Annotated in this window: 13 protein-coding genes; 6 read left to right on the plus strand and 7 right to left on the minus strand. The window is 40.2% G+C overall.

Features of this window, described 5'->3' with window-relative positions:
• Positions 1-64 precede the first annotated feature (64 nt).
• The 3 genes from AC012T_RS16315 to grxD all read left to right on the plus strand — a co-directional run bounded on the left by AC012T_RS16315 (position 65) and on the right by grxD (position 1463).
• On the plus strand, positions 65-646 hold the full coding sequence (locus tag AC012T_RS16315; RefSeq protein WP_487059834.1) for a hypothetical protein: 582 nt from the start codon (positions 65-67) through the stop codon (positions 644-646).
• Positions 647-800: 154 nt separating this feature from the next.
• Entirely contained in the window at positions 801-1037 is a 237-nt protein-coding gene (locus tag AC012T_RS16320; protein ID WP_015214547.1) for a BolA family protein, read from the plus strand.
• Between the two features lie 102 nt (positions 1038-1139).
• Positions 1140-1463: a Grx4 family monothiol glutaredoxin gene (gene grxD, locus AC012T_RS16325; RefSeq protein ID WP_438891163.1), complete on the plus strand. Its 324-nt coding sequence runs from the start codon at positions 1140-1142 to the stop codon at positions 1461-1463.
• Positions 1464-1520: 57 nt separating this feature from the next.
• Here grxD and AC012T_RS16330 read toward each other — a convergent pair whose 3' ends face one another.
• The 3 genes from AC012T_RS16330 to AC012T_RS16340 form a co-directional block, all read right to left on the minus strand.
• The gene (locus AC012T_RS16330) at positions 1521-3020 is read right to left on the minus strand and encodes an MFS transporter (protein ID WP_487059835.1); all 1500 of its coding nucleotides are present in this window, start codon (positions 3018-3020) and stop codon (positions 1521-1523) included.
• A gap of 70 nt (positions 3021-3090) precedes the next feature.
• Positions 3091-4266, minus strand: coding sequence for a LeuA family protein (locus AC012T_RS16335; protein WP_487059836.1), 1176 nt, complete (start codon positions 4264-4266; stop codon positions 3091-3093).
• A gap of 228 nt (positions 4267-4494) precedes the next feature.
• Positions 4495-4749 carry a DUF6761 family protein gene (locus AC012T_RS16340; protein WP_015214551.1) on the minus strand — a complete coding sequence of 85 codons (255 nt, stop codon included), beginning with the start codon at positions 4747-4749 and terminating at the stop codon, positions 4495-4497.
• Positions 4750-5277: 528 nt separating this feature from the next.
• Between AC012T_RS16340 and AC012T_RS16345 the strand changes: the two genes are divergently transcribed.
• Positions 5278-6048: a response regulator transcription factor gene (locus AC012T_RS16345; protein WP_323311900.1), complete on the plus strand. Its 771-nt coding sequence runs from the start codon at positions 5278-5280 to the stop codon at positions 6046-6048.
• A gap of 78 nt (positions 6049-6126) precedes the next feature.
• On the opposite strand, the gene AC012T_RS16350 is transcribed toward AC012T_RS16345, so the two are convergent.
• From AC012T_RS16350 to AC012T_RS16365, 4 genes are all read right to left on the minus strand, one after another.
• On the minus strand, positions 6127-6906 hold the full coding sequence (locus AC012T_RS16350) for an ABC transporter ATP-binding protein (protein WP_487059837.1): 780 nt from the start codon (positions 6904-6906) through the stop codon (positions 6127-6129).
• A gap of 32 nt (positions 6907-6938) precedes the next feature.
• Positions 6939-7499 carry a hypothetical protein gene (locus AC012T_RS16355; protein ID WP_487059838.1) on the minus strand — a complete coding sequence of 187 codons (561 nt, stop codon included), beginning with the start codon at positions 7497-7499 and terminating at the stop codon, positions 6939-6941.
• A gap of 74 nt (positions 7500-7573) precedes the next feature.
• The gene (locus AC012T_RS16360; protein WP_487059839.1) at positions 7574-8035 is read right to left on the minus strand and encodes a DUF4079 domain-containing protein; all 462 of its coding nucleotides are present in this window, start codon (positions 8033-8035) and stop codon (positions 7574-7576) included.
• 30 nt (positions 8036-8065) lie between these two features.
• On the minus strand, positions 8066-11842 hold the full coding sequence (locus tag AC012T_RS16365; protein ID WP_487059840.1) for a diguanylate cyclase domain-containing protein: 3777 nt from the start codon (positions 11840-11842) through the stop codon (positions 8066-8068).
• A gap of 1002 nt (positions 11843-12844) precedes the next feature.
• Here AC012T_RS16365 and AC012T_RS16370 point away from each other — a divergent pair.
• Together AC012T_RS16370 and AC012T_RS16375 are read left to right on the plus strand one after the other, a co-directional pair.
• Entirely contained in the window at positions 12845-14215 is a 1371-nt protein-coding gene (locus AC012T_RS16370; protein WP_487059841.1) for a hypothetical protein, read from the plus strand.
• A 62-nt stretch (positions 14216-14277) separates the two neighbouring features.
• Positions 14278-15969, plus strand: coding sequence for a hypothetical protein (locus AC012T_RS16375; RefSeq protein WP_487059842.1), 1692 nt, complete (start codon positions 14278-14280; stop codon positions 15967-15969).
• Positions 15970-15986 lie beyond the last annotated feature (17 nt).

Below are 15986 nucleotides of genomic sequence, written 5' to 3' on the forward strand. Positions count from 1 at the left end.
TCAGAGTTAAGATACCCGAAGTTTCCATAAATTTTTTATAGACTTGTTGTACTAAATTAATCCCATGAACCTTGCTGCTGCTTTCTTACTTCCCTTCACTTCTTTATCATTCATCGCCTTCCTGAGTCTACTATCACCTGTTCAAGCTCAGGTAATACAGTTACCCGGCTCCAATAATCAAGCACAACCTATTGATGCTAACGAATCTAACACCCTCCGTCCTACCAGTCAAAGTAACAGCGTGTTGAGTATAGAAGGAGGCCAGCGACTTCTCAAAGAGTCAGATGATGCCGTTTCTGCTCAAAGATATGACGTTGCCGCGAAGAAACTCCAGGAAGCACGTCAAGTTTTTAATCAGCTATCTAATTTTTATCAGGATCTCAACTCCAGCTTTTCGGGCATAGATATTAGAGTATCCGATTCCCAGCGCAAGAGAGCCTTAGAAAGCGCCCAACTTCGAGATGATGCCACCTATCGTTTGGCCTTGGTACATCGGGCTTTAAATCAGCCAGAATTAGCAGTACCTTTGTTAGTTCAAATTATTAAGAGTCAAAACCCCACACGGGAACTAGGTAAAAAAGCTTATCAACAGTTGTTTGAATTGGGTTTTGTTGATACAGCTTACCCCCGACAAGGCACAAAATAATTTCATGAGGCAGGGCGCAGAGGAGAAAGTTTTCCCCCTTGCTCCCTGCTCCGTTTCCTCTGCCCAATCCCCAATCTTGGCAACATTCAAGTTGGTACAGGCATTTGCTCCATATCTGTTCATAATAGAGAAGTAAGTTTTTTCAGGAATGGCGATGATTACTCCGCAGCAGGTTGAGGCAATGATCAAGGCAGGACTGCCAGATGCCCAGGTTGAGGTGCAGGACTTGACTGGTGGTGGAGACCACTATCAGGTGACAGTAGTTTCATCGCAGTTTGCAGGTAAGGGACTGGTGCAACAACACCAGTTAGTTTATGGTGCATTGCAGCAAGCTATGTCAACCGAAGCGATTCATGCCTTGGCTCTCAAGACATCTACTCCTCAGGCTTAACTACTAATAGACTGATTTTAGTTAATCATTCAGCTAATAGCTGACGACTAAATGCCATTGATTTTTGATTTGTGAACCGCAACAACAAAGGAAACAAAAACCATGACCCCAGAACTTAAAGAGAGAATTGATAACTTGTTACAAGAAAACAAGATTATGGTTTTCATGAAGGGAAATAAGTTAATGCCTCAATGTGGTTTTTCCAATAATGTGGTGCAGATTCTGAATACATTAGGTGTTCCCTTTGAGACAATTGATGTTCTTTCAGACCAAGATATTCGTCAAGGTATTAAAGAATATTCTAACTGGCCAACAATTCCCCAAGTATATATTAATGGTGAATTTATTGGCGGTTCTGATATTTTGATTGAAATGTATCAAAAAGGTGAATTACAGCAAATGGTAGAAGTTGCTTTAGCTTCCTAATATTTTTTTCAATTCATTCAGTTTTACTGCCCTTGAAAATTAGGAATATTTCCATTTTCAGGGGCTTTTTTGTGGGTTAGGGTATGATAATATCCAATTCTTTTTTTCTAGCCACCATAACAAAACTGCAAGTATTGTCGAAATCAACAAAAGAGCAGCCACAACCCTAAAGGTAATTTGGTTAGCAAATACTAATGAGTCAATAGGTGCATTAGTAATATCTATATTTGATGTCAGTTTAGCATTGGTAATAATCACGAAAGAGAAGACAGCCCCTACTAGTGGTACACCTGCTGTCTGTCCCAATATTCTTGATAAGGATAACAAACCCGAAGCAATACCTAACTGTTCTTGTGGTGCAGCCCCCATAATAGCGCTGTTGTTAGGAGATTGAAACATTCCCACCCCTAATCCATAGGGAATAATCCCAACAATATAATTAACTATAGTTAATTCAGTATCAAATGTGCTGATGATCAAGCACCCAATCGCCATGAAGACTAATCCAATTAAGCTAATTATTCGGGAACCATAATTGTCTGACATAATCCCCGCTATTGGTGCTATCAACACAATAATAATCGGCGGTACTGCTAACAGTAAACCTGCTTGCTCAGTGGGATATTGCTTAACTAATTTCAGAAAAAAAGGTAGCAAAAAGATAACTCCGGCCATCACAAAATTACCCAGAAAACGCAGCCCTAAGCCAAGACTAAAATCTAGAGATTGAAAAATATTCAAATCTAGCATTGGTTCTGCTAAACGGGCTTCTGTCAATAAAAAGCAGGTAAAACTAATAACAGATAAAACCAGCAAATTAAAAGCTGTATTAGAGCCAAATCCTTCACTTTGTAATAAGGTGATGCCAAGTGTAAAACTAGTCAAAGTTAGGGTAAGAATTAATGTGCCAATGACATCAAAGCTTTGTTTAATTCCACCGACAACAGAAGGAGGTACAAGATAAGCTACTATTAAACAGGCGATCATCCCAATTGGCACATTGATTAAAAAGATTAACGGCCAACCACATAAATTAATTAGTATTCCTCCGACTGTAGGCCCTAACATAATTCCCAGTCCGAAAACTCCGGCTCTAATACCTAAGGCCAGTCCTCTCTCCTCAGGTGGAAACACTTCTACAATCATTGCTGTTCCCAGTCCTGAAATAAAAGCAGCACCTATGCCTTGAAGGGCGCGAAAGGCTATTAAAAAGCCTACGTTTGGCGCAATTCCACATAATAGGGAACTGAAGGTAAATACGATTAATCCCATAATGTAGAGTTGTTTTTTGCTCCACATATCCCCTAATTTTGCGGCGCTGAGGACAAAAATTGCGATCGCTAGTAGATAACTTAAAACTACCCATTGAATAGTTGCAAAGCTAGTATGGAGCGACTCTACCATAATGGGTAGGGCTAGATTAATTATGTAAACATCTAAAGCAAAGATAAATACACCAATTCCAATACCCACTATTGCCCACCATTTTCCAGATTTTTTTATTTCTTTTCCTGTCTCTTGAGATTGTTCTTCCTTGGGTTTTGAAATTACTATCATGTCATCTAGTTAACCAAATTAACTGCATTATTATCGAATTTTGTTAATGAGAATATTAAATTTACAATCATTAACTTGAAGTTATCATTGGCTTAATAGTACAGCGTTCTATAATTTCTGGCAGTTCTTTATCAATATCAATAGGTGTACCTCTTTTAGAAATTACTTTAATTTCTTGAAGAATTTTAGCCACCAAATCTTTATTTTTAGCCAAGTCTTCTCTACCAATCTGCTTAATAGCTAGTTCTACAGCAGTAATTCCCGATTGCATCCCTAATGCCAAGCTACTTTTTATCCCCAGAATATCTGGACTTAAACTTTGATATAAACGCTCATCTTTGGCTATAGCTTTAACATGAACGCCTGCATAATGGGTAAAGGCATTTTTACCTGTTATTGCTTGATGAGGAGGAATTGAAATATGAGAATGTTCACTCACAAAATCATATAAATCCTTTAAATAGTTGAGTTGCCAACTATTTACTTCGTCATTCATATCTATCAAATTGATTAATAATTCCGCTAAATCAACAATTCCTGCTCTTTCTCCTAAACCCATAACAGAAACATCAATGATGTCAGCACCTGCTCTGTAAGCATCTAGTGCATTTGCCAATGCTAAACCTTTATCATTATGACAGTGTACTGCTATTTGTGGATGTAAATCGCGTTTTTCTAGCTCTTCTTTCAAAGTTTTCACATAATTATAAATATTTCGTTGAGGATGAAATGGATTTGTGTATCCAGTTGTATCAGCTATGCTAATTATATTAGCTCCTGCTTTTACTGCTTCACTCGCTGCTGAAATCACATTTTCTATAGGTGAGCGCACTGTATCTTCCGGTGTATATCTAATTAATAAATCATTTTTTTGCTCTCTAGCATAAGTTACGACTTTAACAATTCTATCTATGGCTTTTTCTAAACTGATGTTATAGTCACGATACAATCTTTGTGGTGAAACACTAAAAAACACACCTAAAAAATCTACACCACAGTCTATTGCTTTCTGCACATTATCTATGCGACAAAGTGAATGAGCGCCTATTTTGGCATTGAGTCCAGCTTTAGCAATTTTAGTTATGGCTAACGTAATTTCGCTATCTACAACTGGATTTCCTACTTCTATAATATCAATTCCTACCTGATCTAAAAACTGGGCTATTAGTAATTTTTCATCTGGAGAAAAATAAATTCCAGGAGTTTGTTCTCCTTCTCTCAACGTAGAGTCTAGAATTTTCACCATTTAATCTGTGTAATGCAAAAGCTTTTTACCAATTATCTCATGTGATCACTTAGTCCCCAACCTGAAACCCATCAAAAATCCCCTCTATGTTATGAAACTGAGGGGATGTTCTTTATAAATTACAGTATTTACAAAATTCCATACCTCTGGATACAGTTGACCAATACAAAAAATATGCTATGATCATCTGCGGCAATACAGGATTGTTACCGATCAATCTACCATTTTTCAGTAGTATCCATGTTGTCGTTCTGGCTCTGGTTGAGTCATGGCAAAGTTTGAAGCATCGTACAGGTAGCGGCTTGCTTCCTCCTCTAAGCGATGAATCAAGTAGGCATCAATGGCGTTACCCTGTCTTAGTGCGGCTAGATACCCATCCAAATACATCCGCATATCATCCATACGATAACCGCGATTCCATAACTCGACGAAGGCGTCGGTAAGTCTTTGGTAATAGCGGATGGTTTGTGTGTCTTGGAGCATAACTGCTGTATTAATCTCTTGGGAATGAGAATTGTAAATGATTCACGCTCGAAAATGAAGTATGACTTCCTCCTTAAGTATTAACCCAAAGTTAAGATTTTAACGTTGGGTCTGACCCCTCATTTGCTAAAAACTTAATTCCATCCTATGCCAAAAAAGCTAAAATATGATTAGTTGGTAACTTATTTTTATGGTTTTGGCTGTTAATAGCTTGATTTATGCTTGTAATTAAAGTTCATAATTAGTACAAAGTGTAATCTGTACCCTAATGTTGATAGACATTGCAGATAGCTTTTGCCTAGCCTAAAAATAGTTTTCCAAACTTACCATCAAAAAAACTTTGATAAGTTTCACATAAAAATTAAGAATATTGCTAATTCGGCGGTGGATAAAGGGAAAATTAAATTTATTGCAAGGTTTTGTATAGATGAATGTGAAGATTATATCAGTTGAAGTAACAAAGGCTACAAAACCTTAGGCTTGAGATTGTTAATTTGAGAGTCATCGACGCTAAGGGGTCTTGCCACTGTGGGTTCGGTTTGTATTGAAATCGTTGAGGGGAATCCCCATCTGAGGTCGTTGCTTGGTTGGCACTTGCAACAACTGGAATACCGAGTACATCAAGCCGCCAGCATTTATCAAGCAAGGGAAGTGTTTCTAAGCCATCAACCGACGCTAGTCATTCTAGATGCGGATTTACCAGATGGCGACGGTATTGAATTTTGCCGTTGGTTGAATCGTCAGCAACAGCCTCTAATTCTAATGCTATCTGCCCGAAACAATGAAGCTGATATTGTCGCCGGCTTAAAGGCAGGAGCAGATGATTACTTGAGCAAACCTTTTGGAATGCAAGAGTTTTTGGCTAGGGTTGAGGCGTTGATTCGACGTAACCGCACACCCACTGCACCAGCTTACTTGGATTATGGCACTTTGCAAATAGATTTGGTGCAGCGCCGAGTCCGTTTTCAAGGGGAGTTTATCGACTTAACACCCCAAGAATTCAGTTTGCTGTATGTTTTGGCGCAAGCTGGGGGAGTACCTTTGAGTAGGTCGGAATTACTGCGTCGTGCTTGGCCTGACGCGATTGATAATCCGCGTACCATTGATACTCACGTTTTATCACTGCGGAAAAAGGTGGAACTTGATCCGAGACAACCCAGCTTAATCCAAACTATCCGCAATGTGGGATACCGATTTAACATGGAAACTTTGAATGCTAATGTTCCGCAATCACAAACAAAGTTAGCGAAAGAGAGATTCAGCAATCCACGTTCAACACTTGCGACTCAAATATCTTAGTGGGGATTGGGTACTGGGGACTGGGAAGGAAAATATGGGGATATGGGGAGATTAATAACCCAATTACCAATTACCAAATTACCACTCCTCAGATGCTTGATTTTCTGCTTCTATTAAACGGGCTTTTAATTTCTCCCAATCTAGCTCAGAGGTTGATTGGTTTGCCAACAGTTGACCTTGATGGAGATGTAATAAACGGGTGCAAAATTCTTGGGCTAGGTCAAGCTGGTGATTTACCATCAAAATTGAAGTTGTAGGGGTTTGAGTTAGTTGGGTGAGGATGTTCATCAAAAGGGAAGCTTTGCCAGTATCTAAGGCGCTGGTAGGCTCGTCTAGTAGTAAGATTTCGGGTTGGATGACTAAGGCACGAGCGATCGCTACTAATTGTCTCTGTCCGGCTGAAAGTTGTACTTCAGTGCGTCCTAACCATTCTTCAGGAATTTGCAGTTGTTCTTGCCAATAACCGACTCGTTCCTGAATTTCCTGCTTAGACAAACCACGCAAAACTAAAGGATAAGCCAAGGCTTCCCTAACTGTCATCCCCAACAACTTAATTTCTTGCTGTACAAGTGTTACCTGTTGACGGATCTGAATAATGGGAATTTGCCGATATTCCTGATTTTCAAGATAAATTTTACCGCTGGTGGGTTCAGTGAGACGGTTAAGTAGACGTAATAAAGAAGTTTTACCAGCACCAGCAGTACCGACAATGGCAATGCGATCGCCTGAAAAGACCTCAAAGGAAATATCCTGTAAAATGGGATATCCAGGTAAATTTCTCTGAGTCTGACTTTTGAGACTCGTAGACAAATTAACTTGCTCTAGTCTGAGTACGGTTTTTGCAGTCAAATTATCCAAGGGGAAAAGGGAACAGGGGAGAAAATTACGAATTACGAATTACCAAGAATTGCTGTATTGATAGTCCAAACATCTACGAATAACAGCAGCAAAGTACAGGCAAATAAAATGAGATACATCCAAGGTTGTGCTAGAGGACGAACATCTGTAGTATCAATGCCTGTTTTAGTTTGGACAATATTGACTAAACGGGCAAATCCAGCCACACGCATGGGGAGCAGATAAGCTTTTCCGTCTTGGCTGAGAAAATAATAAATTATGCCCCCTTGACCAGTAGTGCGGGGTTTTAAACTTTTAATATCTGACCAAGGTAAAGACCAACCTTTGCGAAAGAAGCGCGGCACCCAAATGGGATAAGTTACTTGAATTTCCTGATCATCTACTATCACTCTTTCAGTTAAGACTGCATATAATCCTACAAAACCGATGATAATTCCTAACCACAATAATGCTGGTGGTGTGGGTGCATCTGTGGCTTGAGCTAAAAAAGGTAAGGGGACTGTGAGTACCAGATATAAACTCAACAGAGTGATCCTAATCAAGGGAGACAGACGAAAAACAGAAGTTGAGGTATCAGTTAAGTTTGCTGTCACGGCTCGATTTTCATGCTTTTTCTTTCTTATTCTAAACAAAAAGAATATTTATAACCAATTAGCAATTACCCAAACTATGGTAAATATTTTTGTACTACAGTCCAACCAGTTAAAGAAACCCAAGCGAAACCTATAAATAACAAGATATTTAAACCAATATGTAAAGGTCTAGCCCAAGACTGTCTCGTGCTAATTTGGGTGGCACTAAAAGCTGATATTAACACCAATCCTACAACTATTAATCCAGCGATTAAATGTGATGAGTGTCCCAAAGAACCAAAATGACCTAAAGTGCCAACAATACCAACGGCTAGAAGTAGCAGCACTAAACTAACCATTGTGATGCCGATGACGTAGTGTAACAATCTGATACTGATATTTCCATCTATCATTGGTATGCCGAAAGGAGATTGTCCTGTTTTTCTCAACCTAAACATCCAAGTACCAGTAATTGCTAAAAATAAATATGCTAACAGTGACAGCCCCATAGACCATGCGGCTATTTTCCATAACCAGAGAAAAGAAGGTAAATTCATAATAAAAGTTTAGTAAAGGAAAGTTTTCCTTTAGAAAGAAAAAATTATAGACTGATTACGCCCCATTTGCTTGGCGCGGTAGAGTGCTTGATCTGCTTGTTCGACCAAGTTGGTTGATAATGTATCAGAGGTTGGTATCTGAGTAGTAATGCCCTGGCTAATTGTAACTATATTGCTGACTTCCGAAGCTTGGTGAGGAATTGCTAAATCTTTAATTGCAGAATGAATGCGTTGAGAGATGGCGATCGCACCTTCAATGTAAGTATTAGGTAAAATAACCACAAATTCTTCCCCACCATAGCGAGCCACTAAATCCGTCGGACTACGCACCACCTGTTGAACCGCTTGAGCGATTTTAATCAGACATTTATCCCCCATTTGATGACCGTAGAAATCGTTATAGCGTTTAAAATAATCAACATCAAATAATAGTAGAGAAATAGGTTGCTGTTCTCGGTATAGTCGTAGCCATTCTGCCTCTAAGCGATAGTCAAAACAGCGACGATTGGCAATTTGCGTTAACCCATCAATATTTGCCTGTTTTTCCAGTTCTTGATTTGCCAATCGAAGATTATATTCTGCTTGTTGCAAGGCTAATTCTACTTGTTTGCGATCGCTCACATCTAAAACAACACCATACCAAGCAATCTCTCCATTTTTTCGTCTTTCTGGTCTAGAACTCGCTTTTATCCACTTAATTTTTCCTGAAGGGGTAATAATACGCCACTCATAGTTAAAAGGAGACATAGTTTCCATACTGTGAGTTATTGCTTGTTGATAGCGATCGTAATCATCAGGATGAAATTGTTCAAAACAAAGGTGGGGATTTTCCAGTACTTCTTCAATAGTCAATTCATGAATATCCTCAAACGCATGACTGATATATTCGTAATACCAAGAGCCGTCCAACCGCCTGACCGTAATATAAATCACTCCTGGCGAAGATGCAGAAATCTCTTTTAATTTCTTTTCGCTTTCAAGTAAAGCTAATTCTACTTGTTTGCGCTTACTAATATCCGTAACTCTTACCAAATCAATAACTTTACCTGCTATATTGATGCGTTTTGCCGCCAGATTCCCCCAAAAATTCCTGCCTTTTTTAGTCACATATTCTATTTCTCGACTCCAAAAACCTAACCTAGCCACATCGTCAATAATCATGGCTCTTTCATCATCAGTAAATTGCTGCTTTTGCAAAGTTTGCCCCTCAATAGCAATTAGTTCTTCTTTACTGGCAACTTCAAACATTTGCACAGCGCGGCTATTGCAATCAATAATTAACGGATTAGGAAAATCCACTAAAAAAATGGCATCAGTAGATTCGTTAAAGATAGCTTCTCTCAAGTCTCTACTTTTCCTGAGTTCCAACTCAGCTTGTTTGCGAGCAGTAATATCTTGGGATGTTCCTAAAGTTTGCTTTACCCTGCCATCTTCAGTTCTAGAAAACACCATGTCTCGACTATAAAGCCAATGCCATTGACCTTGAGCATCCTGAACGCGATACTCTATTTCCACAAACTCATGATCTTGCAGGCTATAAGTCTGTTGCATAGACCGATAGACGAGATTTAGATCGTCTGGATGACAGATAATGGGAAACAAGTTAGCTCCCATTTCCTGAATTGTTGCGGCTGAATAGCCCAATGTTTCCGCAACAGAACGATTCATGTAAATATTACACTGCTCAATATGGTCGTAAATATAAAGTAGATTTGGGGTTAGATCTGTAATTTTTTCAATAAAATGCTGGCTTTCCCGCAGTTTATCTTCTGCTTGTTTACGCTCAGTAATGTCTTGTGTTGTACCAAATAGCCGAATAACTTGTCCCTTAGCATTGAGTTCAGCCCTTCCTCTGCCTTCGGTATACCGCAAAGAGCCATTTGCGTTAACTATTCTCAATTCCAATTGATATGATTCTCCTGTAAAGATAGCTCTTTTAACTGCCTGGTGTAGCTGTTCGGCATCTTCAGGATGGTAAAGCCGCAGATTTTCTAAATAGTTAGGTTCGCCCAGTGTCCGGTCACGTCCCAAAATCTGGAATAGATTACTAGACCAAGTAATTTTACCCGTGGTCATGTCATAGTCCCAGTTGCCCACATTGGCAACCTGTTGGGCTTCTAATAACATAGCTTCACTCTTCCGTAAAGCTTCTTCGGCTTGTTTGCGTAAATGAAGCTCCTTGTAGAGATCGCTGACATCCTTCATTACACCAATGATGCAATCCTGCCCATTCAGTGATTCCACCCTGGCTGAAATCAGCACAGTCTTAATTTGATTTGAATAAGTGCGAATCTCTGCTTGAAAATTGAGGAAGCTTCCTTCATTCATTAGAGTTTGTTTGAAGTGGTGCAAATCTTTCCGATTTACCCAAAAGCCTAATTCATTACAAGTTTTACCGATGATATTTTCTTGAGTATTTTCCCAAAACTGGCAGAAACTTTCATTAACATTCACACATATTCCTTCCGCTAAGGTAACAATCCAAACCGGGTTAGGAGTAGTCTGAAAAATAGTCGAAAATTTACTTTCTGATTCCTGAAATGCTTGTTTAATTTGAGCAGACATCTGGTTAAATGATGTTGCTAAAACCTTCAGTTCTGCTATGGCTATATCTTCAGATAAAGAATTTTGCCATTCTCCTTTGGCCATAGCTTGACTAGCTCGACTTAATCGCAAAATAGGTTGAGAAATCCAGTATGCGGTGAGGCTACCCATGACAATAACAATTACCAGTGCCAAGCCGCATAGCAGAAGAGTTCTGCGGGCGTTAGCCTGAATTTCTGTCATAAATTCTGTTTCGGAAATCACTGTCACCACGAGCCAATTTAAGCCATAGGAGTCGCGGTAGGGTCTAACTTTTACAAAGGGTTTTTGCTCTAGAGCCGGACGGAGAATTTGAGGTTGAGAAATGCCTTGCAAACTGCCAAATCTTCGCATTAAATCTCGCGTCACGTCACGGATTAAAGGTTCGCTGCTATTCAAGGCTTGTAGTCGTGTCGCTTTGCCATTGATGATGGTAACTGGGGATTCATTTTCTGAACTGGCAACAATTAGCCCTGACGGCTCTATGATAAAAATATAACCAGATCTCTCTTCATTCAGAGTTTTCAGAAATCGACTGATTTGTGAGAGTTCTAAATCAATACCGAGTACACCTAACAGCTTTTTCTCAGTGTTATAGACAGGAGTGCTGCCGGAAATGCAAATACGATCAGGTACATTTGCCCATGTATAAATAGAACTCCAGACAGGCTTACCAGCTTTGACTGCATCCCAGTACCAAGCCGCATTATTATACTGGGGGTTTTTCAGAGTAGCTACTAACTTGAGCCGATTACCTTGATTATCTACTGAGTAGCTGCGACTGTAACTAAGATCAGATATAGGAATTTCTCCAATTTCTAACTTATTACCCAGCCCATAACCAGCACCAATAAATCCTCCCTCTTTACTGCCAAAGTTGACATAGGTAAAATTGAACGATCGCACCTGACGATAAAAATATTTGCCTAAAGCGTTAAAATCATTCAAGTCTAAGATTCCTGACTCAAAGGCATCTACATTGGTGCGGTTGATTTCCTGGGCTTTGCCCAAATAACTATCTAGATGTTGATCAATGCGATCGCTCACTTCTGTCATCAATTGATTTGCCAATTTCTCCACAGCCTCCTGTCCACTGCGGTAAGACAAATAACCTACCAGTGTCACCACTCCCACAGTTTGCACAACAAACGGCACAATCAACAAGGTTCTTAGCGGTACTTTGGTAAATTTTTTAATGAACCAGTTAGCGGCAGTATTATTCATATTCCAATGGCTATTTAACAACAGCCAAAAAGCTCATAATTGCTCACATTTATTCAATGGATATAAAGATGTTCCTGTTTAAGGTCTCTTAAAATCAAGGGACACTACGTTCACCATAGAACTTACGCAAAAACTTTCCCAAAATCTTATTCCTCCGTGTTCTCTGCGTTTTCCGCAGCTTGATATTGCGTTACTCGTGCGTAAACCCTAATACAATCATGCGACATATTAGGAGAAAATTATAGGCTGATTACGTGCTTATTCAGAATCTGCCAGAGGAATGCTTAATAGCAGTGTGAATACTTTCTGGAATTGCGATCGCATTGCTACTTTTATACTTAATACTATGCAACTTGGCGCAAACGTGAAGCATTGAAAATAATAGTAATAACAAGTAATAGCAAAGATCAGGCTTTCTTCCAGTTGCTGTTTTCTGTCTAGTTGCAGCCATTCTGGCTGTAAGCGATCAGCAATTTGCCTGAGTTCGACATAAGATAATTTGTGGAAAACTCGCCCCCAGTAGGAGTTTCAAACCCTTATTCTCTCGCTCTTAAAAATCATAACTCCGTTCGCGTAGCGTCTTTGTTCGGCGAAGCCGTGCCGTAGGCATAGGAGAAACTCCTAACACCGAACTCAGGGGATATCAGGGATAAAGGTGCTAATTTTACAATAGCGATCAGCAGTAAAATCCTATTTGTGAAGGCTTTTTCACTAAATTCTGTACTTCGTTTACCTGCAATACACTGACAGCTTTCATGAACTACCTCTAGTTGGCTTTGCCTGAACTAGAGGTTTCTATATGCTCTACCTCGTGGCTCTAATCCCTACCTGAAGGGTAAGTTGAAGGTCGAGACTGCCGCGATGCGTTCAAGCAATCATCAAGATTTATGGCTTAGGGTTGGTAAAAAATCACTATATTCTTATTAACAGCATATTGACAATACACTAGTGGGCTGCAATATTACTTAGATATAACCCTTATAAGAGTAACAAGATTAACTTATGCCAATTGAAAAAGTAGCCGGAACGTCCTTAGAATACTATCTCATTTGCATGGATGAAAAAGGTAAAGAACGTTCTGAAGATGGGGAGTTGCTGAGTCAGAAGCTCTTAGCTGTCTTAGGTAAAGAGCCAATTACAGATGTATTTGTGATGAGTCACGGATGGCAGGGTGATGTTCCGGCTGCGAAAAAACAATACCAAAACTGGATTTCAGCTATGGCCGCTGCCAAAGATGATATTCAAAAACTGAAACAAAAAAGACATAATTTCCTTCCCTTACTCATTGGGTTGCATTGGCCAAGTAAACCCTGGGGTAACGAAAACCCAGATGCTCCACCTGCTTATGACACAGAGGATGATTCATTAAATAAGTTAATTGAAGAGTATGCTCATCAAGTTTCAGATACCGAAGCGACAAGAGAAGCATTAAGAGTTATTTTTGCTGCCGGCTTTGAATACGATACACCTCCAGAACAGTTGCCTCCTGAAGTCAGGGCAGCCTATCAAGTGTTGATCCACGAAGCATCTTCTAGCAATGTAGGTGAAGAAAATAGTGAATGGGAAGAGAGCGAACCTTTAAATATAGACCCTGACAGCGTATATGAAGCGAGTTTGACCGAAGTCGAAGAAAGTTCGGAAATCAGCTTTGGGATTGGTGATAGCATTGCCAAAGGGTGGGATAAGTTCTTGAACGTACCTAGATTGTTATCTTTCTGGAAGATGAAAGACCTGGCACGTCAAATAGGACAAACGAGCGGGTTTGACTTATTGACCAAAATGCAACAAGTGGCAGATAGTAATGTGCGGTTTCATCTGATGGGGCATAGTTTTGGAACCATCGTTGTTTCTGCGATTATTGCCGGTACGAACAAAAATAACCAGTTAGTGCGGCCTATAGATTCTCTGGCATTAATACAAGGAGCTGTATCACTGTGGTCTTATAGCGCCAAAGTTCCCTTCAGAAATAATCTGCAAGGTTATTTTTATCCAATTGTGCGCGATCGCAAAGTGAAAGGTCCAATTATTACCACCCAATCCAGCGAAGATACAGCCGTCAAAAACGCCTATCCAATGGCAGGAAAACTGGGAATGATCGGAGGACAAGATATAGACTTTGACGTAAATACCCCGAAATATCCCAGCGTTGGGGGCATTGGTGTCTATGGCATCCAAGGCGAAGAATTAGATATCACCAACATGGATATGTTGAGCAGAACCGAAGTTTACGATTTTCAACCAGGTAAAATCTACAACCTAGAAAGTAGCAAATATATTACTGTACCTAACCCAGACCTGTTTACTGGCGCACATAACGCCATTGATAAATCAGAAGTTGCCCATGCTGTCTGGTCAGCAGCCTTAGTCAGTTAACCCCTGTCTAGAGTTGCAAGATCCTCATGTTTATGATTGAAGCACAAGAATAAGGAGCAGAAATGAATCTAGAAGAAATGACTAAAGAAATGTATTTCAATGGCATTGATGGCGCTTCAGGAGATTATTTACTACCGCCACTAACACCAGAACAAATAGCAAAAATTGCTCAAGGTGAAGAGTTTGATCCGACAGAAATCAGCGAACTCAGAAAAAAAGATATGCACGTCAAGGGTCTAGAACCTGACTTTGCACCGATAGAAGGAGTAGACCCCAAAAACCTAGCCGAAACCGGTTGGGGTGTGATCTTTGCCTATAATGCCGATCCTGCCATCATAGATGCACTCAAAGAACTGTTAAACCATCGCAAAGAGCAAGCAACAAAAAATCAAGAAAATTACTATCAGGAATACACAGGACCCAGAGGCTATCGTCCCGGCGAGTCCAAAAACCAATTTTTATCCCGTCATGGAGTCGGACCAGGGCCTGCCAACCCAGACAAAATGCCCTATTATTTGCTGATTGTTGGTGATCCGCAAACCATTCCCTATCGCTTTCAGTTCCAAATAGATGTGCAGTATGCAGTAGGTCGAATTTACTTCGACACCGTAGAAGAATATGCCCAATATGCTCGCAGTGTAGTCCAAGCGGAAACAGAAGGTTTTTCTTTACCTCGTAGCGCCAGCTTTTTTGGAGTCCAAACCAATGCAGATCAAGCTACTCAACTCAGTGCTAAACACTTGATTCAGCCTTTGGCAGAATGGATGGCCAAAGACCAAAAAGATTGGACTGTGCAAACCATATTGGCACAGGAAGCCACCAAAGCCAGACTTGGAAAATTGTTGGGAGGAGAAGAAACACCCGCCCTACTCTTCACTGGTAGCCACGGTATGGGCTTTTCCAATGGTGATAAACGACAATTAAGACATCAAGGCGCACTCCTGTGTCAAGACTGGCCAGGCCCCCTACAGTGGCGTGGTAAGCCAATCCCAGAAGACTTTTACTTTTCGGCGGATGATGTAGGAGCAGATGCTCGTTTGTTAGGGTTAATAGCCTTTCATTTTGCCTGTTACAGTGCTGGTACACCCCAATTTGATGAATTTGCCCACAGCAAAGATAAAAATCAAAGGGATGCAATTGCTCCCTATGCGTTTATTGCACCTTTACCTCGACGGCTATTGAGTCATCCTAACGGTGGCGCTTTGGCTGTAATTGGTCACGTTGAACGCGCTTGGGGTTGTTCCTTCGTATGGGAGAAAACCGGTAGGCAGTTGGCAGTGTTTGAAAGTACTCTCAAACGCCTATTAGAAGGTCATCCCGTCGGATCTGCGGTTGAATATTTCAATGAACGCTATGCAGAGTTATCTTCTGATTTAAGTGTGCAATTAGAAGATATTAAATACGGTGCAACAGCCGATCCTATAGCTTTGTCCACTATGTGGACTGCAAATAACGACGCTCGCAGTTATGCCATTATCGGTGATCCAGCAGTGAAGTTAGTTGTCAGTGATGTTAATAGTGCTTCTGTGCGACCAACTATAGAAAAAGTGAATTTGCCCACAGCCCCAACAACATCAGATACCTCTACATCTGGTGATGCTTCGACCATCAAACAAGCCCAGACAAACTTAAACCAAGTACTAGAAGAGTTTGTCCAGACTGTGGAGACAGCTTCTAATAACCGGACTGAAAAACTTGAGGCGGCAATTTCAGCCGTGATCAGTCTATTAGAAACGTTGAAAAAACTGAATTAGTGGATTGGGTAAATTAA

It is taken from the genome of Anabaena sp. EIM26, assembly GCF_057568715.1.